19 protein-coding genes are annotated in these 22372 nt (G+C 70.9%); 13 read left to right on the top strand and 6 right to left on the bottom strand.

All coding sequences use genetic code 11. The annotated features are described in order from the left end of the window. The first annotated feature begins 246 nt into the window (after nt 1-246). Together ACIGJI_RS05725 and ligD are read left to right on the top strand one after the other, a co-directional pair. A complete protein-coding gene (locus ACIGJI_RS05725) occupies nt 247-1383 on the top strand; it encodes an SseB family protein (protein ID WP_363445580.1) in 1137 nt (378 codons plus the stop codon). A 66-nt stretch (nt 1384-1449) separates the two neighbouring features. After that, nucleotides 1450-2520 carry a non-homologous end-joining DNA ligase gene (ligD, locus tag ACIGJI_RS05720; protein ID WP_363445582.1) on the top strand — a complete coding sequence of 357 codons (1071 nt, stop codon included), beginning with the start codon at nt 1450-1452 and terminating at the stop codon, nt 2518-2520. A gap of 6 nt (nt 2521-2526) precedes the next feature. On the opposite strand, the gene ACIGJI_RS05715 is transcribed toward ligD, so the two are convergent. After that, on the bottom strand, nt 2527-3570 hold the full coding sequence (locus tag ACIGJI_RS05715) for an ATP-dependent DNA ligase (protein ID WP_363445584.1): 1044 nt from the start codon (nt 3568-3570) through the stop codon (nt 2527-2529). A 43-nt stretch (nt 3571-3613) separates the two neighbouring features. Continuing rightward, entirely contained in the window at nt 3614-5065 is a 1452-nt protein-coding gene (locus ACIGJI_RS05710) for an NAD(P)/FAD-dependent oxidoreductase (protein WP_363445586.1), read from the bottom strand. Nucleotides 5066-5130: 65 nt separating this feature from the next. Here ACIGJI_RS05710 and ACIGJI_RS05705 point away from each other — a divergent pair, with 65 nt between their 5' ends. Beyond that, nucleotides 5131-5613 carry a hypothetical protein gene (locus ACIGJI_RS05705; protein ID WP_259954268.1) on the top strand — a complete coding sequence of 161 codons (483 nt, stop codon included), beginning with the start codon at nt 5131-5133 and terminating at the stop codon, nt 5611-5613. Continuing rightward, on the top strand, nt 5613-6164 hold the full coding sequence (locus ACIGJI_RS05700) for a GNAT family N-acetyltransferase (RefSeq protein ID WP_363445588.1): 552 nt from the start codon (nt 5613-5615) through the stop codon (nt 6162-6164). The genes ACIGJI_RS05705 and ACIGJI_RS05700 overlap by 1 nt, the downstream gene beginning before the upstream one ends. Here ACIGJI_RS05700 and ACIGJI_RS05695 read toward each other — a convergent pair. The 3 genes from ACIGJI_RS05695 to ACIGJI_RS05685 form a co-directional block, all read right to left on the bottom strand. After that, the gene (locus ACIGJI_RS05695; protein ID WP_259954270.1) at nt 6161-7396 is read right to left on the bottom strand and encodes an acyl-CoA dehydrogenase family protein; all 1236 of its coding nucleotides are present in this window, start codon (nt 7394-7396) and stop codon (nt 6161-6163) included. The genes ACIGJI_RS05700 and ACIGJI_RS05695 overlap by 4 nt on opposite strands. A gap of 67 nt (nt 7397-7463) precedes the next feature. Continuing rightward, entirely contained in the window at nt 7464-8129 is a 666-nt protein-coding gene (locus ACIGJI_RS05690; protein ID WP_259954271.1) for a TetR/AcrR family transcriptional regulator, read from the bottom strand. A 125-nt stretch (nt 8130-8254) separates the two neighbouring features. After that, the gene (locus ACIGJI_RS05685; protein WP_280568171.1) at nt 8255-8539 is read right to left on the bottom strand and encodes a hypothetical protein; all 285 of its coding nucleotides are present in this window, start codon (nt 8537-8539) and stop codon (nt 8255-8257) included. Nucleotides 8540-8713: 174 nt separating this feature from the next. On the opposite strand from ACIGJI_RS05685, the gene sucC reads away from it, so the two are divergent. Next, nucleotides 8714-9880 carry an ADP-forming succinate--CoA ligase subunit beta gene (gene sucC, locus ACIGJI_RS05680; protein WP_025103777.1) on the top strand — a complete coding sequence of 389 codons (1167 nt, stop codon included), beginning with the start codon at nt 8714-8716 and terminating at the stop codon, nt 9878-9880. Between the two features lie 28 nt (nt 9881-9908). Then, nucleotides 9909-10811, top strand: coding sequence for a succinate--CoA ligase subunit alpha (gene sucD, locus ACIGJI_RS05675; protein ID WP_187663460.1), 903 nt, complete (start codon nt 9909-9911; stop codon nt 10809-10811). Between the two features lie 131 nt (nt 10812-10942). Here sucD and ACIGJI_RS05670 read toward each other — a convergent pair whose 3' ends face one another. Beyond that, on the bottom strand, nt 10943-12418 hold the full coding sequence (locus tag ACIGJI_RS05670) for an NCS2 family permease (RefSeq protein ID WP_315637414.1): 1476 nt from the start codon (nt 12416-12418) through the stop codon (nt 10943-10945). 91 nt (nt 12419-12509) lie between these two features. On the opposite strand from ACIGJI_RS05670, the gene ACIGJI_RS05665 reads away from it, so the two are divergent. The 7 genes from ACIGJI_RS05665 (at nt 12510) to ACIGJI_RS05635 (ending at nt 22301) form a co-directional block, all read left to right on the top strand. Beyond that, on the top strand, nt 12510-13796 hold the full coding sequence (locus tag ACIGJI_RS05665; protein ID WP_363445591.1) for a DUF6350 family protein: 1287 nt from the start codon (nt 12510-12512) through the stop codon (nt 13794-13796). 61 nt (nt 13797-13857) lie between these two features. Beyond that, the gene (gene purN / locus ACIGJI_RS05660; RefSeq protein WP_101847100.1) at nt 13858-14445 is read left to right on the top strand and encodes a phosphoribosylglycinamide formyltransferase; all 588 of its coding nucleotides are present in this window, start codon (nt 13858-13860) and stop codon (nt 14443-14445) included. 32 nt (nt 14446-14477) lie between these two features. Beyond that, nucleotides 14478-16085 carry a bifunctional phosphoribosylaminoimidazolecarboxamide formyltransferase/IMP cyclohydrolase gene (gene purH, locus ACIGJI_RS05655; protein ID WP_259954278.1) on the top strand — a complete coding sequence of 536 codons (1608 nt, stop codon included), beginning with the start codon at nt 14478-14480 and terminating at the stop codon, nt 16083-16085. A 144-nt stretch (nt 16086-16229) separates the two neighbouring features. Continuing rightward, the gene (locus tag ACIGJI_RS05650) at nt 16230-17747 is read left to right on the top strand and encodes an AlkA N-terminal domain-containing protein (protein ID WP_363445593.1); all 1518 of its coding nucleotides are present in this window, start codon (nt 16230-16232) and stop codon (nt 17745-17747) included. Continuing rightward, nucleotides 17744-18241, top strand: a complete 498-nt coding sequence (locus ACIGJI_RS05645; RefSeq protein ID WP_268777172.1) for a methylated-DNA--[protein]-cysteine S-methyltransferase — start codon at nt 17744-17746, stop codon at nt 18239-18241. Before ACIGJI_RS05650 ends, ACIGJI_RS05645 begins: the two co-directional genes overlap by 4 nt. A gap of 305 nt (nt 18242-18546) precedes the next feature. Further along, a complete protein-coding gene (locus ACIGJI_RS05640) occupies nt 18547-20493 on the top strand; it encodes an ABC transporter ATP-binding protein (RefSeq protein WP_363445596.1) in 1947 nt (648 codons plus the stop codon). Next, complete coding sequence (locus ACIGJI_RS05635) at nt 20490-22301, top strand: ABC transporter ATP-binding protein (RefSeq protein WP_060923216.1); 1812 nt, start codon at nt 20490-20492, stop codon at nt 22299-22301. The genes ACIGJI_RS05640 and ACIGJI_RS05635 overlap by 4 nt, the downstream gene beginning before the upstream one ends. The last annotated feature ends 71 nt before the right edge of the window (nt 22302-22372 follow it).

Below are 22372 nucleotides of genomic sequence, written 5' to 3'. Positions count from 1 at the left end.
TTCCTCCGGTAGGTCAATTGTCGTACTTAGTCCCCCGACCTTGCGGCTCACCATATACGACCATGACCCGGAAAGCGAGAGCGAGTACCGAGAGGGCGGAGGCCTGTCACAGCTGGCGGCATTCTTAATCTCGCGTACCCGATTTGGTCCGGGCTTCACGACTACCGAATCTCCGACCGGCGGCGCGCGACATTGGCTCTGACGTCGCGGCGAAGGGGGCGGGGAGACACGGTTAGGCTGGCTCCCATGGCCCTCTTCTCCCGCCGCAAGAAGTCCGGCGACGACGCCGTCGCTCCCGCCCCCTCCGCCGCTCCGGCAGCCGACACCGAGGAGGACGCGAGCATGGCGACCGAGGAGTCGGAGGCGTCGACGGCCGAGGCATCGCCCGCCGTCGGCATCTCCGTCCAGGCGTTCCGCGGTGTCGGCGCCGAAGCCGGACCCGAGGTCGCCCTTCCGGATCCGGATGCCGCGACAGCACCGGCGCCCGCTGCCGCAGCGACGCCGCCGAGCCCGGCGGAGGAGCCCGCGGCGCCGGCTGCCGAGCGGAAGCTCCCGCTCGCGCCGGCGCTCCCGCCCGAGCAGACCGAGACCGTGGCGGGCATGAAGGACAACGTCCTCCTGCGCGAGTCCCTGGCGCAGATCGAGGCGGGCGCCTCCAACGAGCAGCTCCTCGGAGTGCTCCGCCAGGCTCTGCAGAGCCACCTCTACATCCGCGTGAGCGGTGATGCCCGCGCGCAGATCAGCGAGGGCAAGCCGCTGGCCGTCGCCGTGGTCCGCGACGGAGAGCGGCAGTTCATGCTGGCATTCAGCTCGGCGGCCGCCGTCCGCGACTCCGTCCAGCTCGAAGCAGACCCGTCCGCCACGTCCGCGGTCGCCCAGCCGACGACCTCGGTCATGCAGCAGGTCGTCTCCGGCGACTTCGCGGGTCTCATCATCGACAACGCGTCCGCGCCGCATCGCGTGGTGTTCCCCACCGAGCTCCTGCAAAAGACGCTCGAGCAGGCCGACGTCGACATGACCGTGAAGTCGCTGCTCGCCGCTCCGCGGGAGCAGGACTCGCCCGCCAAGGTGGGCGAGGCCCTCGCCACGACGCGCATGTGGGTGGCCGTGAACGACGGATCCGGCACCGGTCAGGTCGGCATCGCCGAGGCTCAGACAGCCGACGGTCGGCGCTTCCTCCAGCTCTTCTCGCACCCGCTGGAGGTCATCGCGCTGGGCCGCGGCGACCGCCCGCTGCCCTTCGAGCCTGACCAGCTCGCGAAGGTGCTGTCGAGCCACTCCGAGATGGCCGGCGTCATCATCGACTCCGCAGGACCCTCGATGGTGGTGGAGCGCGACGCCCTCGCCCCGGTGCTCGTGCGCGCGGTGCGGATCGAGGACTGACCGCGCGCGTCCACCGGGGGCCTGCCGGGGGTTCCGTGCGTCGTGACCGCCCCCTAGGGTCGGAGCATGGCCTCTGAACGCGTGACCCTGACCGTCGCCGACACCGACGGAGAGCGTGAGGTCGCGCTCTCCAGCCCGAATCGGATCGTCTGGCCCGACCTCGGCATCACCAAGGCGGAGCTCGCCGAGTACGTGCAGCTCGTGTCTGTGCCGTTCCTCTCGGCGAACGGCAACCGCCCGGTGTCCCTGGAGCGCTTCCGCGACGGCGTCGGCGCTGCCGGCAGTCCGCGTCCCGAGGGGTTTTTCTCGAAGAACCCGCCGAAGGGCACTCCGGACTTCGTCGACGCCGTCACGGTCACCTACAACAGCGGCCGCCGCCATCCCCAGATCATCCTGAACCGCACGAGCGCGATCGTGTGGGCGGTGCAGATGAACACCATCGTCTTCCACCCGTGGGCATCGCTGGCGACCGACTCCGACAACCCGGTCGAGCTGCGGATTGACCTCGATCCCCAGCCGGGCACCGGGTTCGCCGAGGCCGTCCCCGCCGCCCACGCTCTGCGGGAGGTGTTGCGGGAGGCCGGGCTGGAGGCGTTCGCGAAGACGAGCGGCAACCGCGGCCTGCACGTCTTCGCCCCGATCGAGCCGACCCACGAGTTCCTCGACGTGCGGCACGCCGTGATCGCCGCCGGCCGGGAGCTCGAACGCCGGATGCCGGATCGCGTCACGACGAACTGGTGGAAGGAAGAGCGGGGCGAGCGCCTCTTCGTCGACTTCAACCAGGCCAACCGCGACCGCACGATGGCCGGCGCCTACAGTCCGCGCGCCCTCCCCGGTGCGACCGTCGCGACGCCTGTGCACTGGGACGAGCTCGACGATCTCGACCCCAGGACGTTCACCGTCCGGAGCGTCCCGCAGCGGCTCGAAGAGGTCGGCGACCCCTGGGCCGACATGCAGGTGAAGCCCGGGCGCATCGACACGCTGCTGGAGTGGTGGGAGCGCGACACGGCGGACGGCCTCGGGGAGTTGCCCTTCCCACCGGAGTTCCCGAAGATGCCGGGAGAGCCGCCGCGCGTGCAGCCGAGCAAGAAGAACGCCGCGAACTGGGATGCCGACGGCAACCCCGTCGACGACTGAGCGCGCTCAGCTCAGGACGTCGGCGAGGTCGTAGCCGTCGACGGTGTCGAGCTGGTCGTACGTGCAGGAGCGGGCGTCCCGGTCCGGCCTCCATCGCTCGAACTGCACGGTGTGGCGGAAGCGGGCGCCCTCGAGCTGGTCGTACCGCACCTCCAGCACCCGCTCGGGGCGCAGGCGCACGAACGACACGTCCTTCGATCCGCTGAACCGCGACCGCTCACCCTCACCCGTCACGGCGGCGCCGTCCTCGTCGCGCTCGACCAGCGGCGCGAGCTCCTCCACGAGCTGCTTCCGCTTCGCGTCACTCCACGCCGCGACCCCGCCGACCTGGCGCAGGGTCCCGTCGGCGTCGTAGAGCCCGACGAGCAGCGAGCCGACCCCGGTGCCGGACTTGTGGATGCGGTAGCCGAGGGCGACGACGTCGGCGGTCCGCGCATGCTTGATCTTGAACAGGGTGCGCTTCCCCGGCGCGTACGGCAGGGCCAGCGGCTTCGCCACGACGCCGTCGAGCCCCGCGCCCTCGAACTCCTCGAGCCAGCGGACGGCCGCGTCCCGATCGCGGGTGGTCCTGGTCAGGTGCAGCGGGTGCTCCACGGACTCCATGAGCGTCTCCAGCCGGGCCCGGCGCGTCTCGAACGACTGGGCCCGCAGGTCGTCCTCCCCGGAGGCGAGCAGATCGAAGGCGATGAACATGGCCGGGGTCTCCGTGGCGAGCTTCGCGACCCGGGAGGCCGCCGGGTGGATGCGCTGACTGAGGGCCTCCCAGTCCAAACGCTGCGCGCCGTGCGGACCCGTGGCCACGACGATCTCGCCGTCGAGCAGGCAGGGCACGGGCAGCAGCTGCGGGATCGCGTCGACGAGCTCCGGGAAGTAGCGCGTCAGGGGCTTCGCGCCGCGGGACCCGATCTCGACCTTCTCGCCGTCCCAGGCGACGAGCCCGCGGAACCCGTCCCACTTCGGCTCGTAGAGCAGGCCGCCCGGCGTCTTGTCGGCGTCGGGAACGGCCGCGACGGCTTTGGCGAGCATGGGGGCCGGGATCTCGTAGCGCATGCACCCATCCTGGACCGGGCGGCGAGCGGGGGAAAGGGCCGGGTCAGCCGAACAGGTCGTCGAGCTCCGCGGGCGTGCCGGCGTCGCGGAGCACGGTGTGTGCCGCGTGCCATCCCGCCATGCCGTTGACCGCGGGGCCGGGCGGAGTCGAGGCCGACGCGAGGTACACGCCGCGCATCGGCGTCCGCCACGGAGCGGGGGAGAGGACGGGGCGGCGCAGGGCCTGACGCATGTCGAAGACGCCGCCGGAGATGTCGCCGCCGATCTCGGCCGGGTTGATCGCCTCGCGCGAGGATGCCGGCACCGCGTGGTGGGCGAGGATCCGGTCGCGGAATCCCGGCGCGAAGCGCTCGACCTGTGCGGTGATGAGTTCGGTCGGGTCGAGGTCGGAGCCGTTCGGCACGTGGATGTACGCCCAGAGCACGGCCTTGCCGTCGGGCGCCCTGGTCGGGTCGAAGAGCGAGGGCTGGACCGCCAGCACGTACGGACGCTCGGACACGTGGCCGACCGCGACCGCGTTCTCGCTGTTCCACACCTCCTCCCTCGTCCCGGCGACGTGCACGGTCGGGGCGCTCCGCACGTGCTCGTTCGCCCACGGGACGGGTCCATCGAGCGCGAAATCGACCTTCGCCGCCGCGGCGCCGTAGCGGTAGCCGCGGAGGGCGCGGGCGTACGAGGCCGGGATGTCAGGGTGGGTGAGTGCGAGCCGGGGAGAGGTGTTGAGCAGCAGCACGTCACCGCGGTCGGGGTCGCCCGCGTCCAGGTCCGCGAGGTCGGTGACGCGGGCGCCCGTCTCGATCGTGCCGCCATGGGCCTCGAGATCGGCGATGAGGGCGTCCGCGATCACCTGCGAGCCGCCGCGGGGGTACGGCCAGCCGCCGGCGTGGGCGAGCCCGGCCAGCAGCAGACCCGCCGCGGCGCCGGCGAGCGTGGGCTGCGGGGAGTTCGCGTGCGCGACCACTCCGGCCATGAGCGCGGCCGCTTCCTCCGTGCGGAAGGCGGCCCGCGCGAGGGGCGTACCCTGGTCGAGCATGCGGATGGCGTAGCGGACGGCGGTGATCGGGTCCTGCGGGAGGCGGAGGAGCTGGTTACCGGTGAAGTCCGTGACGCCGTCGATGTGCGTGCTGAGGGGGCGGAGCCGGCGCAGCCAGGCGTCCCCGTCGATGCCGAGGTCGGCGGCGGTGCGCTCGATGTCGCGCCACGCGATGGCGGCACGACCGTCGTCCAGCGGATGGGCGAAGGAGATCTCGGGGCGGATCCACTCGATCCGCTCGTCGAGCCCGAACGCCTGGAAGAAGGGCGAGGCGACGACTGCGGGGTGGACGGCCGAGCAGACGTCGTGACGGAAGCCGGGGAGGGTGGCCTCCCGAGTGCGCAGGCCCCCTCCAACCGTGTCCGCAGCCTCGAGCACGCGTACCCGGTAGCCGGCGCGGGCGAGGGAGACGGCGGCGGCGAGGCCGTTCGGGCCGGATCCGATGATCGTCGCGAGTGCCATGCGGCCAGTCTCGCACGCGAGTCCGCGGTCGGCGGAGGGGGTTGCGCCGTGCGATCCTGGTAGGGATGAATGAAGTCCAGGGCCCGACCCCCGCCGGCACCTCCCGTCCGTACCGCTCGCTTCCCGAGGCGCTCCGCGCGCACCGCATCGATCCGGTGAACCATGCGTTCATCACCGAGATCGTCGATTCCGCGGGGGTGACCTCTCTGATCGACCGCGGTCGCTATATCGAGGCGATCCGGCGCGAGGGCGCGGCGCTGCACATCGGCCGCACGTACACCAACGGATTCACGGAGGACGAGGTCGTCACCGTCGGCTCGACCCGCCTGCGGCTGCAGCCCAGCGAGGGGCGCGCGCCGTACTTCTACGTCACGCACCCGAGCGAGTTCGCCCCGCAGGCCCCCGTCAAGGCCAAGCGTTCCACGACGCCGCGCACCCCTTCGGCACCGCGCACCCCCGCGGCGCCGAAGCCCGTCGAGCGCGACTACGGCGTGTGCGACGTCTGCTTCATGGTGAAGACCCCCGCCGGCGGCTGCGGCTGCGACTGATGCCCGCGGCCTCCGCGTCGCACGGCGGCGTCTCCGTCCGCGAGGCGGAGTGGCCACAGGATGCGGCCTTCGTCGGTACGGCGGTTTCGACGTACCTCCGTCAGACGGAGCAGGAGAAGCACGACGTCCTGGGTGATCCGGAGGAACCCGAGGGCGAACTCCCCGAGCGGTACCTGCCGGAGGTCCGTGACCCTGCGACCGCGTACGCCGATGGTCGGGTGCTCGTGGCGGAGATCGACGGGGCCCCGGCCGGCGTGGTGATCGCCCTGCCGTATGCCGGTCACACCGAGGTCAAGCGGCTCTGGGCTGACCCCGCCGTGCGCGGCCGAGGCGTCGGTTCCGCGCTGCTCGACGCCGTCCTGGCGGAGGCCGAGGGTGCGGTGCGGCTGTCGGTGTGGGAGTGGCGTGACGCCGCGATCCGGCTCTACACGTCCCGCGGCTTCCGCCTCGTCGACCCCTGGGACGATCGCGACCGCCTCCTCTGCTTCGAATCGCTCACTTCGTTGCATCCGGCCGCCGAATCCAGCGAAGTGAGCGATTTGAAGGGCTAGGCGAAGGCGCTCATCCCGGTGATGTCGCGACCGAGAAGGAGGGCCTGCACGGACTCGGTGCCCTCGTAGGTGTGGATGGCCTCGATGTCGGCCATGTGCTGCATGACGCCGTTCTCCAGGAGGATGCCGTTGCCTCCCAGGAGGTCACGCGCCGTCGCCGCGATCCGCCGGGCCGCCCGGGTGTTGTGGAACTTGGCGAGCGAGGCCTGGGTCGGACGTAGCGCTCCTGCCTGCTCGAGGTCTGCCATCCGGCGGCAGTAGAGCTGCATCGCCGTCAGGTCCTCCAGCATGTGCGTCAGCCGCTCCTGAACCATCTGGAACTTCGCGAGCGGCTTGCCGAACTGCACACGCTCCTTCGCGTAAGCCAGAGCCGCCTCGTAGCAGGCCGTCGCGTGGCCCAGCGCCGACCAGGCGACTCCGGACCGGGTGGCGTAGAGCACGGTCGAGGCGTCCTTGAAGCTCCTGGTCCCCGGCAGCACCGCGTCCAGCGGTACCCGCACGTCGTCCAGGCGGATGTGCGCCTGGTGGATCGCGCGGAGTGAGGCCTTCCCGCGGATCACGGTGCCGGTGTACCCGGGGGCGTCCTGCTCGACGAGGAAGCACCGCACCGCCCCGTGCTCGGCGGCGGACTCGTCGTCGACCCGTGCCCAGACGAAGGTGATGCCGCCCGAGGCGCCGTTGCCGATCCACTTCTTGGCGCCGCGGAGGACCCAGGAGTCGCCGTCGCGGCGGGCCACGGTCTCCAGCGAGACGGAGTCCGAGCCGTGGTCGGGCTCGGTCAGCGCGAAGGATCCGAGTACCGAGCCGTCGGCGAGTGCCGTGAGCCAGCGGTCCTGCTGGGCGGGCGAGCCGAACAGGGCGAGCGTCCGCAGCGCGAGGCCGCCCTGCACGGCGAGAATCGTGCCGAGGGAGCCGTCTCCGCGCGAGATCTCCATGTTGACCAGGCCGGCGGCGAGCGGGGAGAGCCGGGTGAGCGCGGGGTGGTCGACGCCGTCGACGACGAGGTCCATCTCACCCATCCGGCGGGCGGCGTCGAGCGGGTACTCGGCGCGGTCCCAGGCCTCGGCCATCTGCGGGGCGACCTCGTCGACGTACGCCTTCGCGCGGTCCCAGGCTTCCCGGTCGACGGCGGGGATGTCGGCGAAGACGGCGTAGTAGTCGCTGTCCTGCCGTCCGGTGATGTCGTAGGACGAGACGCGCTCGCCGGGGACGGGGGAGGCTTCCGTGCTCATGATGCTCCTTCGTGACACCAGGTATCGTACTCCTCGATACTCGGTATCACGACCTCTCCGGCGGGACTCAGTCGAGCTCGGAGCGCAGCCTCCGCGTGACCTCGGCGACGGGCATCGAACGCGGGAAGACCGCCACCACCATGTCGTCCGGAGCCCCCGCCGCGGTGTCCTCGCCGACGCCGTACCGTCGACGCGCATCCGCGAGCGCGGACTGGAGGGTGGACAGCGGCACCTTCTTGCGTCCGCGCAGGAGCTGCCGCAGCACGTGGTTGTGCACCGCCGTCACGAGCGCCGCGAAGCCCACCGCGTCCAGCGGATCCACTCCCGGCAGGGCGCTGCGCAGGTACTCGTCGAACAGCCGCTCGTAGCGGAACACGGTGATGATCTCGCGTTCACGGAGCACCGGCACCTCCCGCACGATCTGGTAGCGCCGTCGCGCGAGCTCCGGGTCGTTCGCGAAGTGCGTGAACACGGACTCCGATGCCGCGCAGACCGCGCCCCACGGATCGTCGTGCCCCTCGTCGAGGAACTCCCGAAGCTGCTCCAGCAGGACCTCGTGATCGGCGAAGACCACGTCCTCCTTGCCGCCGAACTGCCGGAAGAAGGTCGACCGGGAGACGCCGGCGGCCTTGGCGATCTGCTCCACGGACGTCTGGTCGAACCCCTGGGCGCTGAAGAGTTCGAGCGCGGCGGCGACGACGCCCCCGGTGCGCAGCTCTGCGGATTCCTGCATGGCGAAATCCTAGACCGCCGTGGGGCTCACGCCCGAGCGTCCCCGCGGGAGCGCACCGCTGACGCAGTTCCAGGACCCGCGGTTCCGTGAGGGCGCGCGACCGTCCATGCTGATCCTGGCTGTGGTCACGAGGCGTCCGGGGTTCGCCGACTCGCGCGCGAGTCCGATGCCCGATACCGCCGAGCGATCCGTATGAAGAGGTCCAGGGCCTCGGCTTCCGAGCGGAAGCGGAGCGGCGCATGGAAGCGCTCACCGCGCTCGTCGGCCTCCCAGACGATCCACTCCTCGCCTTCGCGCTCGATCCAGGCGGACGACTGAGGTCGGCCTGTACGGCCGAACCAGTTCGCGGTCGCGGTGAGCTTCTCGTCGCGGATGATGCGCTGCGCCTGGGCGCCGGTGAGGTCGCTCACGTCGTCTCCTCCGTCTTGCTCCGACGCCGAGAATCGTACCGGAGGCGTCGGCGGGTCGGGGAGGGCGTCGGGGCGTCGGAGCGCTCAGCCTGCGGTAGTAGGCTGGGGGACTGGTCGATGTCTCGACATCGAGAGAATCACCAGACCAGACCGCAGCCCAGTGAAGGAAGCACAGTGGATCTGTACGAGTACCAGGCACGAGACGTTTTCGAGAAGTACGGAGTGCCGGTCCTCGCCGGCATCGTCGCGGACACCCCCGAGGAGGTGAAGGCGGCTGCCGAGAAGATCGGCGGTGTCGTGGTCGTCAAGGCCCAGGTCAAGACCGGAGGCCGCGGCAAGGCTGGCGGCGTCAAGGTCGCCAAGACCCCCGATGAGGCGTACGAAGCCGCGAAGGCCATCCTCGGACTCGACATCAAGGGCCACGTCGTCAAGCGCGTCATGGTCGCGCAGGGTGCCCGCATCGCCGAGGAGTTCTACTTCTCCGTGCTGCTCGACCGCGCCAACCGCTCCTACCTCTCCCTGTGCTCCGTCGAGGGCGGCATGGAGATCGAGCAGCTCGCCGTCGAGAAGCCCGAGGCGCTCGCCCGCGTCGAGGTCAACCCGCTGACCGGCATCGACAAGGAGAAGGCGGTCGAGATCGCTCGCGCCGCGAACTTCCCGGAGGACCTCGTCGAGAAGGTCTCCGATGTGTTCGTGAAGCTGTACGACGTCTACAAGGGTGAGGACGCGACGCTCGTCGAGGTCAACCCGCTCGTCCGCACCGAGGACGGCGACATCATCGCGCTCGACGGCAAGGTCACGCTCGACGACAACGCCTCCGAGATCCGCCACCCCGAGCACGAGGCGCTCGAGGACAAGGACGCCGCCGACCCGCTCGAGGCCAAGGCCAAGGCGTCCGGCCTCAACTACGTCAAGCTCGACGGCGAGGTCGGCATCATCGGCAACGGCGCGGGTCTGGTCATGTCGACGCTCGACGTGGTCGCCTACGCCGGAGAGAACCACAACGGCGTGAAGCCCGCCAACTTCCTCGACATCGGCGGCGGCGCCTCGGCCGAGGTCATGGCCGCCGGTCTCGACGTCATCCTCGGTGACCCGCAGGTCAAGAGCGTGTTCGTCAACGTGTTCGGCGGCATCACGGCGTGCGACGCCGTCGCCAACGGCATCAAGGGTGCCCTGGAGACGCTGGGCGACACGGCCTCCAAGCCGCTCGTCGTCCGCCTGGACGGCAACCGCGTGGACGAGGGTCGTGCGATCCTCGCCGACTACGCGCACCCGCTCGTGACCCTGGCCGCGACGATGGACGAGGGCGCCGACAAGGCCGCCGAGCTCGCCAACGCCTGACGCTTCGACAGGATTTAAGGAACAGAACATGTCGATCTACCTCAACAAGGACTCCAAGGTCATCGTCCAGGGCATCACCGGCGGCGAGGGCACCAAGCACACCGCGCTCATGCTCAAGGCCGGCACGCAGGTCGTCGGCGGCGTGAACGCCCGCAAGGCCGGCACCACGGTCTCGCACACGGACAAGGACGGCAACGCCGTCGAGCTCCCCGTCTTCGCCTCGGTCGCCGAGGCCATGAAGGAGACCGGCGCCGACGTGTCGATCGCCTTCGTCCCCGGCGCCTTCACGAAGGACGCGATGATCGAGGCCATCGACGCCGAGATCCCGCTGCTCGTCGTCATCACCGAGGGCGTCCCCGTGGGCGACTCGGCCGAGGCCTGGGCCTACGCGCAGAGCAAGGGCAACAAGACCCGCATCATCGGGCCGAACTGCCCCGGCATCATCACCCCCGGTGAGGCGCTCGTCGGCATCACGCCCGCGAACATCACCGGCAAGGGCCCGATCGGCCTCGTGTCGAAGTCGGGCACCCTGACCTACCAGATGATGTTCGAGCTGCGCGACCTGGGCTTCTCGACCGCCATCGGCATCGGCGGCGACCCGGTCATCGGCACCACGCACATCGACGCGCTCGCCGCGTTCGAGGCCGACCCCGAGACCAAGGCCATCGTCATGATCGGCGAGATCGGCGGCGACGCCGAGGAGCGTGCGGCCGAGTACATCAAGGCGAACGTCACCAAGCCGGTCGTCGGCTACGTCGCGGGCTTCACGGCTCCCGAGGGCAAGACCATGGGTCACGCCGGTGCGATCGTCTCCGGCTCGGCCGGTACCGCGCAGGCGAAGAAGGAGGCCCTCGAGGCCGCCGGCGTCAAGGTCGGCAAGACGCCGTCCGAGACCGCCGCTCTCATGCGCGAGATCATCGAGTCGCTCTGATCTGAGCTACGCTTGACCTGAAGGCCCCGGGCTCCACCCCGGGGCCTTCGTCATACCCTCACCTCCCTCGAATCACGCACATGGCCCCATTCCGTGTCGGAATGGGGCCATGTGCGCGACTCGGAGCGGGGCTAGATCCCGACGCCGAAGAGGGCCTCGATGGGACCGCGGGCGAAGAAGATCAGGAAGCCGGCGCCGACCACCCACAGCAGCGGGCTGATGGTCTTGGCCTTGCCGGAGAAGGCGTGGATGAGCACCCAGCTCACGAAGCCCGCCCCGATGCCGTTGGCGATCGAGTACGTCAGCGGCATGACCGAGACCGTGAGGAACACCGGCAGGAGCACCCGGAAGTCGCCGAAGTCGATGTGCCGGATCTGGGCCATCATCATGGCACCCACGATGATGAGCGCCGCGGCGGCGATCTCCGTCGGGACGATCGAGGTCAGCGGGGTCAGGAACATCGCGATGAGGAAGACGATGCCCGTCACGACGTTCGCGAGTCCCGTCCTGGCACCCTCGCCGATACCCGCGCCGGACTCGATGAAGACCGTGCTGGAGGACGACGAGGTCGCACCACCGGCGATCGCCCCGACACCCTCGACCACGAGGGCCGACTTGATGCGCGGGAAGTCGCCGTTGTCGTCGGCCAGGTTGGCCTCCTTGGCCAGGCCCGTCATCGTGCCCATGGCGTCGAAGAAGTTCGTGAAGAGGAGCGTGAACACGATCATCACGAGGGCGACGAGGCTGACCTTGCCGAGGTCGAACGAGAAGTCGACGGCGCCGATGAGGCTCAGGTCGGGGACGCTGACGGGGGAGCCGTTCAGCGCCGGGACGGTGAGGCCCCAGCCGCCGGGATTCACGACATTGCCGTCGTCATCGACGCCGCGGGCGCCGATGTGCCAGATGGCCTCGACGATGACCGCGAGCACGGTGCCGCCGATGAGGCCGATGAGCATCCCGCCCTTGATGCGGAGCGCGACGAGGATGCCCGTGAGGAGCAGGGTGATCACGAACAGCAGGCTCGGCACGGTCGCGACCGACCCGTTGACACCGAGGCCGACGGGCGGCGACGAGGCGCCGGTCGCCGTGACGAAGCCCGAGTTCACGAAGCCGATGAAGGCGATGAACAGGCCGATGCCGACCGTGATCGCGATCTTCAGCTGGAAGGGCACGGCGTCGAAGATCGCCTTCCGCAGCCCGGTGGCGGCGAGGAGCACGATCACGACACCGTTGATCATCACGAGCGCCATCGCCTCGGGCCAGGTGACCTGGCCGACGACGGAGAACGCGACGAAGGCGTTGATGCCGAGGCCGGCGGCGAAGCCGAACGGCAGGCGGGTGACGACACCGAAGAGGATCGTCATGACGCCGGCGGTCAGGGCCGTCGCGGCACCGACGGCGTTGAAGTCGAGCATGTCGCCGGCGACGTCCGGCTTTCCGGAGAGGATGATCGGGTTCAGGATCACGATGTAGGCCATCGTGACGAACGTCACGAGGCCTCCACGGATCTCGGTGCCGATCGTCGATCCGCGCTTGCTGATCTCGAAGAAGCGGTCCAGGGTACCGGTGGGTTCGGTGGACGCCGGGGCGGGTGGGGCAGTAGTCATCGGGAAACCTCCGGAGAAACGCTACCGTGTCGTCCGCCTCGCGCGCGCCCACGGGGGCCGGACCGGAAGTCGTCGTAGTCTCGAAGGCGCTATGCAACGCCTCCTCGTCGCGCTCCTCGCCGCCCTCGACGCCGCCATCGCGGCCGCCGTCGGGCTGGCCGTGCTGCTGGCGCCGTTGACGCTCCTGTGGACGCTCGCGTTCGGTGTCACCGCGGACTGGGGGGCGCTGTGGCCGCTCACCGGAACGCTGTGGGAGTTCGGGCACGGTGTCCCTCTGGAGATCACGATCCCGGACGCCCTGCTCGTCACCCTGGCGATCCCGGCCGACGCCGCGCGCTTCGCCGTCTCGGTCACGCCGCTGGCGTTCCTGCTGCTCACTCTGCTCTTCGCGGCGCGCTCCGGCGCCCGGGCCGCACGATCCGGCGCGTGGGTGCTGGGATCCCTGTCGGGGACGGTCGTGTTCGCCGTGATCTCGACGGTCGTCGCCCTCACGTCCGCGCTGGGCGCCGCTCGCGTCCCGCTGGCTCTCGCGATCCTCCTGCCCCCCGCCGTCTACCTCGTGGGCGCCGTGTGCGGTGCCGTCCGCGTGGCGTGGGAGGACGGCGACGGCGGTGTGCTGGACCGCATCCACGATGTGCTGGACGCCAGGGAGGACTGGGCGCCGGTACCGTCCGCGGTCGTGCGCGGGGCGGCGTTCGCGCTCGTCGGTGTGCTGGGGGCTGCCGCGTTGGCCGTCGCCCTGTCGGTCCTGACCCGTGGGGGCGAGGTCGTCGCGCTGTTCCAGGCGGCGCGGGTCGATGCGCTCGGCGCGACCGTGCTCACCCTCGGGCAACTCGCCTGTCTGCCCACACTGGTGGTGTGGGCGGCGTCCTGGCTCGCCGGCCCCGGGTTCGCCGTCGGCGCGGGCACCGCGGTGTCGCCGGCGGGGACGCAGCTCGGCGTCGTCCCGGGCATCCCCGCCTTCGGTCTGCTGCCGGAGAACACCTCGATGTGGATGCTCATCGTCATCCTGATCCCGGTGGCCGCCGGGGCGTTCGCCGGGTGGGCCGTGCGCTCGCGCCTCGTCTGGGAGGGGACCCCGCTCGGGCTCCTGCAGCGGTCGGTGATCGCGGTCGGGATCGCCGCGGTCTCGGCCGGCGTGGCCGCGCTCGCCGCCGCCTTCGCGAACGGCTCGATGGGCCCGGGGCGACTCGAGGTCGTGGGACCGGCGGTGCTGCCGTTCGCGTTGTCGCTGGGAGCGGAGGTGCTCGTCGGCGCCGCGATCCTCCTGCTGTCGCCGCGCAACCGCGACGAGCTCGCGGAAGAGCGTACGGACCGCTGGATCGAGGAGATGTCCACGCTCGGCTCCGAGGGCCACGCCGACGACGACCGTCGCTAGGCGTCCCTAGTGCTCTGCGGACCGGGTCTGAGCGTCGCCGGCACGCCGGTAGACTGGGCGCGTGCTCACGGTCGCCGTACTCATCTCGGGCGCCGGCTCGAACCTTCGCGCCCTCCTCGAGGCCGCTCGTCACCCCGATTTCCCGGCGCGTGTCGTCGTGGTCGGGGCGGACCGCGAAGCCGACGGGCTGGCCCACGCCGAGGAGTTCGGCATCCCCAGCTTCACCGTGCCGTGGCACGAGCACGAGAGCCGCGAGGCGTGGGGCGAGGAGCTGGGTCGTCAGCTCGCCGTCTGGACGCCGGACCTCGTGGTGCTCAGCGGGCTCATGCGCCTGCTGCCGTCCTCGCTCGTCGCCGCCTACGCACCCCGGATCATCAACACCCACCCCGCGTACCTCCCGGAGTTCCCCGGAGCCCACGGCGTCCGCGACGCCCTCGCCGCCGGGGTCCGCGAGACCGGCGCGAGCGTGATCGTCGTGGACGACGGCGTCGACACCGGCCCCATCCTCGCCCAGGAGCGCGTGCCGATCAGGGCCGACGACACCGAGCACACCCTGCACGAGCGCATCAAGCCGGTCGAGCGCCGGCTCCTCATCGACGTCGTCCGGCGCATCGCGACCGGCGACCTCGCCCTGACCTCCGCCCCCTGACCCCCCGACGCCCCCGCACGAAGGAGCCCATCATGGCCGGCCCCCGCCACGACCCCACGCTCTACCGCGATCGCGACACGGTGCCGATCCGGCGCGCCCTCGTCTCGGTCAGCGACAAGACCGACCTGCTCGTGCTCGCCGCCGCGCTCGCGGAGGCGGGCGTCGAGATCGTCTCGACGGGCTCCACGGCGTCCACCATCCGCGACGCCGGCTTCGAGGTGACGGACGTGGCCGCGGTCACGGGTGTCGCCGAGATGCTCGACGGCCGCGTCAAGACCCTGCACCCGAAGGTGCACGGCGGCCTGCTCGCCGACCTGCGCCTGGAGGACCACGAGCGTCAGCTCGCCGACCTCGACATCGCGCCGTTCGAGCTCGTCGTGGTCAACCTCTATCCGTTCGTGGAGACCGTGGCCTCCGGTGCCGAGGGCGACGACGTGGTGGAGCAGATCGACATCGGCGGCCCCGCCATGGTGCGCGCGGCCGCGAAGAACCACGCCAACGTCGCGATCGTCGTGTCGCCGCAGTCCTACCCCGCGATCGTCGCGGCCGTGGAGCAGGGGGGCACCTCGCTCGCCCAGCGCCGGGAGCTCGCGGCGCGGGCCTTCGCGCACACCGCGGCCTACGACACGGCGGTCGCGCAGTGGTTCGCCGAGGGGACCCTCAACGAGCCGGGCGACCTTCCGGCTCATCTGACGATCCAGGCCGAGCGGCTCGCGACGCTCCGCTACGGCGAGAACTCCCACCAGCGCGGCGCCATCTACACCCGCGCCGGGGGCCACGGCATCGCCCAGGCCACGCAGCTGCAGGGCAAGGAGATGTCGTACAACAACTACGTCGACGCCGACGCCGCCCTGCGCGCCGCCTACGACATGGTCAAGCCCGCCGTCGCCATCATCAAGCACGCGAACCCCTGCGGGATCGCCACCACCGCCCCGAACGCCCTCGACCCGATCGCCAGCGCGCACCTCCGTGCGCACGAGTGCGACCCCGTGTCGGCGTACGGCGGCGTGATCGCCGCGAACGGCACCGTGACCCTGAAGATGGCCGAGAACCTGAAGGACATCTTCACCGAGGTCATCGTGGCGCCGTCGTTCGAGCCCGCGGCCCTTGAGGTCTTCAAGGCGAAGAAGAACCTGCGCCTGCTGCAGCTCCCCGAGGACTGGCAGCAGGAGCGCATGGACGTGCGGCTCGTGTCCGGCGGTCTCCTGCTCCAGGACGCGGACCGCTTCCCGGACGATATCGTCTCGGTCGCGAAGAACTGGGAGCTCGTGTCGGGGGAGCGTCCGAGTGACGAGGAGATGGAGAACCTGATCTTCGCGTGGAAGGCCTGCCGGGCCGTGAAGTCGAACGCGATCGTCCTGGCGAAGGACAATGCGACGGTCGGCGTCGGCATGGGCCAGGTCAACCGCGTCGACTCGTGCCGCCTCGCGGTGGAGCGGGCAGGGGATCGTGCCGCCGGATCGGTCGCGTCGTCCGATGCGTTCTTCCCCTTCGCGGACGGTGCCCAGGTGCTCATCGACGCGGGTGTCACGGCGATCGTGCAGCCCGGTGGGTCCGTTCGTGACGAGGAGGTCGTGGATGCCGCGCGCAAGGCCGGCGTCACGATGTTCTTCACGGGGGAGCGTCACTTCTTCCACTGACCGAGACCCCGGTCTTCCGTCGAGACCCCGGTGTGCGCACGTCTGCACCCCGGGGTCTCGGCGCGTCGGCGGGGTTTCGGGGAAGAAACCGCGATGTCCGATTTCCGCCAGCCGTAGCCCTGCGGGGGTGAGAGAGTGGAGAACATGAGCCTCCCCGTGACCGCGTTCGACGAGCGTTACCGAGCCATCAGCGCCCGGGACACCCGCTTCGACGGCCAGTTCGTCACCGCCGTGCGCTCGACCGGGATCTACTGCCGTCCGAGCTGCCCCGCCCGCACCCCCAAGCCGCAGAACGTGACCTTCTATCCGACCAGTGCCGCGGCGCACGAGGCGGGCTACCGCGCATGCAAACGCTGCCTGCCGGAGGCCGCCCCCGGGTCGCCCGCGTGGGACGTCCGCGGAGACACCGCCGCTCGCGCCATGCGGCTGATCGCGTCCGGCGTGGTCGAGCGCGAGGGCGTGCCAGGGCTCGCCGCGCGCCTCGGCTACTCGAGCCGTCACCTCACGCGGCTGCTGACGACCCAGCTCGGCGCCGGACCTCTGGCACTGGCGAGAGCGCATCGCGCCCACACCGCCCGCATGCTGCTCGTGGGGACGGACATGCCCATCGCCGACGTCGCCTTCGCCGCCGGCTTCCACAGCATCCGCCAGTGCAACGACACGATCCGCGAGGTGTTCGGCCTCACGCCCGGAGAGCTGCGCGCCCGCCGCCGCACGCCGTCCGCGTCCGTGCCGGGAACGATCGACCTGGTCCTGCCGTACCGGGGTCCCCTGGATGCGGCCGGGATCTTCGCGTGGATGGCGGCGCGGGCGGTGACCGGGGTCGAGGAGGCCACGGCCACGGCGTTCTCCCGACACCTCCGGATGCCCGGAGGCCCTGCGTGGTTCGAGGTGCGTCAGGAGGAGACGGAGCGGCTGCACCTCCGGGCTCGGGTCGCGCAGCTCGGCGACCTCGCGCCGCTGATGGCGACCGCGCGTCGGATCTTCGACCTCGACGCCGACCCCCTGGCGATCGACGAGGCCCTGGCGGCGCACCCGCCTCTCGCTCCCCTCATCGCGCGCACCCCCGGTATCCGCGTGCCCGGAGCGGCCGATCCGCACGAGATGCTCATCCGCGCGATGATCGGGCAGCAGATCACGGTCGTCGCCGCCCGCACCGCGCTCACCGCCCTCACCGACGCGCTGGGGGAGCGGACCCCCGAGGGGCTGCTGTTCCCGACGATGTCGGCCATCGCGGCCCACGGCGCCGAGGTGCTGCGGGGGCCCGCCGCCCGCATCCGCGCCGTCACCGGAGCCGCCGCCGCCCTCGCGGACGGGAGCCTGACCCTCACGGTCGGCGACGACGGCCCCACGCAGCGCGCGGCCCTGCTGGCGATGCCCGGCATCGGTCCCTGGACCGCCGACTACGTGCGGATGCGGGTGCTCGGCGATCCGGACGTGCTGCTGCCCGGTGACGTCGCCCTCCGCGCCGGTGCCGCGGCGGCCGGTCTCCCGGCCGAACCGAAGACCCTCACCGCCTGGGCGGAGCGCACCGCGCCGTGGCGGAGCTACCTCAGCGCGCACCTGTGGCGTGCCGCCCCGATCCGCCCCGCCGGACCGCGGAGCAAGACCGCCACCCGGCCCGCCCGCGGCCCCGAATCCGACACCGAGGAGACCTCATGACCGCACTCATCCAGACCCTCGACACCGCCGACGGTCCTTTCACGATCCTCGCCGACGAGCGCCAGCGGGTGCTCGTGTCCGGGTGGACCGACGACGTCGAGGCGATCCTCGGACGCCTGCCGTCCCGAAGCCGTCCCGACGCCGTGCGGGAGGCCGAGACGGACGCGGCGGGCGCCGTCCGCGCGTACTATGCCGGCGACGTCACGGCGATCGACGCGGTCCCGGTCGCGCAGACCGGCACCGCCCTGCAGCTCGCCGGATGGGCGGCGCTCCGCGGCATCGCCCCGGGGGAACCCCTGACGTACACGGGCTTCGCGGCCCGGCTCGGCAATCCGCGTGCGGTGCGGGCCGCCGCGTCGATCTGCGCCCGCAACGCCCCGGCCCTGTTCGTGCCCTGTCACCGGGTGCTCCGCACGGACGGCTCTCTCGGCGGCTTCGCCTGGGGCCTGCCCGTGAAGGAGAGCCTCCTGGCGCGCGAACGCGCCGCCCGCTGACCTCTCGGTTCGAAGAGCCCGCTCCCCGGAGAGCGGGCTCTTCGCCGTCTCGGGAATTCCTCTTGCGCTCAGCTGGTTCACAGGAATAGGCTGATGGGCTGTCGCGCCAACCGGACGACCTCGCCGAGCCCTGAGGAGGACACCATGACCACGATCGCCACCGCGCGGATCGCCACCCTCGGCTCGACCCCGGCGCGCCCGCTCTCCTAGAGCCCCCGCCCTCTTCTGCACCGGATGCCGGGCTCCGTGAGCCCGCTCTCGCATCCGTCCTTTCACTCTTCTCACCCTCGACTCCTCTGAGAGACATGTCTTCCACGTCTTCCGCGCAGAAACCGTCCCCCTCGTCCTCCCTCTCCACGCCCGCCGCGCTGTGGCGGCTCAAGCCTTTCGTGAAGCCGGTCATCTGGCGTCTCGCCGGCGGTGCCGCCAGCGCGCTCGCGGCCGCGCTCATCGCGCTGATGATCCCCATCGTGCTCGAACAGATCATCGGCGGGCCGGTGCAATCCGGAGCGCTCGACGCGATCGTCTGGGGCGCGCTCGCCGTGTTCGCGCTTGGCCTCGGCGAGGCGCTCATGGTCTGGCTCCGCCGGCAGTTCGTGCTGTTCCCGGCCACGCAGGTCGAGTACCGCATGCGCACCGAGCTCTACTCGCGACTGCAGACCCTCCCGGTCGCCTTCCACGACCGGTGGCAGTCGGGCCAGCTGCTCAGCCGCATGATGCAGGACATCGGCCTCATCCGCCGGTGGCTCGCCTTCGGCCTCGTGCTTCTCGTCGTGAACGTGCTGACGATCCTCATCGGCTCCGTCCTGCTGTTCCGCTGGCACTGGCTGCTGGGCACGATCTTCCTGGTGACGGCGATCCCGCTGTGGATCCGCGGCTACCTGTTCGAGAAGCGCTACGGCGCCCTCACGCGGCGCAGCCAGGACCAGGCCGGCGACCTCGCCACGAGCGTCGAGGAGAGCGTGCACGGCATCCGGGTGCTCAAGGCGTTCGGACGGGGCACGCACGCCCTCCGCCGCTTCAGCCGTCAGGCCGAGACGCTGCGCGAGACCGAGATGAGCAAGGCCCGAGCCATCGCCTCGATCTGGTTCTGGCTCGACCTCATGCCGCAGATCGCCTTCGGCCTGAGCCTGATGTCCGGCATCTGGCTCATCTCGCAGGACGCGATCACCTCGGCGGAGCTCTTCGCCTTCTTCGCGATGGCCGTCGTGCTGCGCTGGCCGATCGAGTCGATCGGCTTCCTCTTCTCGTTCATGCTGGACGCGCGCACGGCGACGGACCGCGTGTTCGACATCTTCTCGGAGACGAACACCATCACCGACCCCGCGAACCCCGTGCACATCGAGAACCCGCGCGGCGAGCTCGCATTCGAGAACGCGCACTTCCGCTACCAGGACGCGGCCCCCGACGAGCGGGACCTGCTCGACGGCATCGACCTCGTCCTCCGACCGGGGGAGACCATGGCGCTGGTCGGGCTCACCGGCAGCGGCAAGACCACCTTGACGACCCTGCCGACGCGGCTCTACGACGTGACGGGAGGGCGGGTCACGCTTGACGGCGTCGACGTGCGCGACCTCACCCTCGCCGAGCTGCGCGAGCACATCGCGATGGCGTTCGAGGACGCGACGCTCTTCTCCGCCTCGGTCCGCGAGAACGTCCTGCTCGGGCGCGCCGACCTCGACGTGCACAGCCCCGAAGCCGAGCGCGTCCTGCGCGAGGCGCTCGACGTCGCGCAGGCCGCCTTCGTCGACACGCTCCCCGAGGGCGTCGAGACGGTCATCGGCGAAGAGGGACTGAGCCTGTCCGGCGGACAGCGCCAGCGGCTCGCCCTCGCCCGAGCGGTGGCCGCCACGCCGCGGGTGCTCGTCCTGGACGACCCGCTGTCGGCGCTGGACGTCGACACCGAGGCCCTCGTCGAGGAGGCGCTGCGGCACGTGCTCGCCGACACCACGGCGATGATCGTCGCACACCGTCCGTCCACCGTGGCCCTCGCCGATCGCGTGGCGCTGCTGGAGGACGGCCGGATCACCGCGGTCGGCACGCACACCGAGCTGCTGAAGACGAGCCGGCACTACCGGCATGTCATCTCCAGCTTGGAGGCCGAGGAGGCGGCTCGCACCGGCGCCATCCCGATCATCCGCGACGAGCAGTCGGAGATCCACGACGCCGTGCAGGACGGCATCCGCCAGGAGGCCGACGACGAGGCGCCGGGAAGCGCCTCCCGATTTGCAGGAGAGGAGGTGCAGCGATGAGCTCCCTCACCGGAACCCAGGACGAGGACCGCTCCCGCCTCACCACGGAGGAGAGCAGGGCGATCCGCCGTCGCTCGCTGCGGCTGCTCGGCTCGCTCGTGCGCCCGCTCAAGCCGCAGATCGTGCTCGCCGCCACGGTGCTCGTCATCTCGACGGCGCTGCAGGTGGCCGGGCCGATCCTCATCAGCATCGGCCTCGACCGCGCGCTGCCGGCGGTGCTCGACGATGCCGACTGGATGCCCACCTTCGTCGTCGGCGGGATCTATCTGCTCGCCGGCGCTCTGGCCGCCGTGCTCATCGCCTGGTATGTCATCATCGCGGCCAAGCTGACCCAGGCCGTGCTGCTGGACCTGCGCAAGCGCATCTTCCTGCACACCCAGCGTCTGAGCCTGGAGTTCCACGAGTCGTACACGTCCGGGCGGATCATCTCGCGCCAGACGAGCGACCTGGACTCCATCAAGGAACTCCTCGACGGCGGCCTGAACGAGCTCGTCTCCGGCGTGCTCTTCGGTGTCTTCACGTTCATCGCCCTGTGCGTGTGGGACTGGCAGTCCGGTCTGATCCTCGCGATCGGCGGCGTGCCGCTGTTCTTCCTCATGCGCTGGTTCTACTCGCGCTCGCAGCTCGTGTATCGCGAGTCCCGGGTGATCAGCGCGAAGGTGATCGTGCAGTTCGTCGAGACCATGACGGGCATCCGCGCGGTCAAGGCCTTCCGGAAGGAGCCGCGCAACGACGAGGCCTTCCAGGGCGTGGCCGGCGAGTACCGGGACGTGAACCGCCGCTCGATGCTGCTGTTCGGCACGTTCGAGCCGGGGCTCATGGGCGTCGCAGCGCTCGTCCTGGGCGTGGTCGTGCTGTGGGGCGGCATCCGGGTCTCGGAGGGGGCACTGACGGTCGGCGTGCTGCTGTCCGCCGTGCTCTACGTGCGCAACTTCTTCGCTCCGATGCAGGAGATCGCGATGTTCCTCAACTCCTACCAGTCCGCCACCGCGGCGCTGGAGAAGGTGTCGGGCGTCCTGGAGGAGGTGCCGACGGTGCCGGACCCCGAGAAGCCGGTGGACCTCTGGGAGTCCCGGGGGCACATCCGCTTCGACGAGGTCACGTTCGCGTACAACGAGGACAAGACGATCCTGCCGAACTTCTCGCTCGACATCCCCGCCGGGCAGACGATCGCGCTGGTCGGGACGACGGGGGCGGGCAAGTCCACGCTGGCCAAGCTCATCTCCCGGTTCTACGACCCGTCCGCGGGGACGGTGACCCTCGACGGCGTCGATCTGCGGTCGCTGCACCCGAAGGACCTCCGCCGCGCGATCGTCATGGTCACGCAGGAGGCGTACCTGTTCAGCGGGACCGTCGCCGACAACATCGCGCTCGGGCGCCCGGACGCGACTCTGGACGAGATCCGCGAGGCGGCGCGGGCGGTGGGCGCCGACGCGTTCATCTCGGCGCTGCCTGACGGGTACGACACCGACGTGAACAAGCGCGGTGGTCGTGTCTCGGCAGGGCAGCGACAGCTCATCTCGTTCGCCCGCGCCTTCCTCGCCGACCCGGCGGTGCTGATCCTCGACGAGGCGACGGCCTCGTTGGACATCCCGTCCGAGCGGCTGATCCAGGACGCGCTGCAGACCCTGCTGGCCGACCGGACGGCGATCATCATCGCGCACCGGCTGTCGACGGTGGCGATCGCTGACCGTGTGCTCGTGATGGAGCACGGCCGGATCATCGAGGACGACACCCCCGCCGCCCTGATCGGCGGCACCGGGAAGTTCGCCCAGCTGCACGCGGCCTGGCAGGAGACGCTCGTCTGACGTCCTGACGCGACAGTGGCCCCGGCATCCGTACGGATGCCGGGGCTTCCTCGTCCGGGCGCGGGTGCGCC

This window comes from Microbacterium sp. NPDC064978 (assembly GCF_044543605.1).
Taxonomy (GTDB): domain Bacteria; phylum Actinomycetota; class Actinomycetes; order Actinomycetales; family Microbacteriaceae; genus Microbacterium; species Microbacterium meiriae.
Note: the sequence above shows the minus strand (reverse complement) of the source record. Positions and strands in the feature narration are given on the sequence as shown.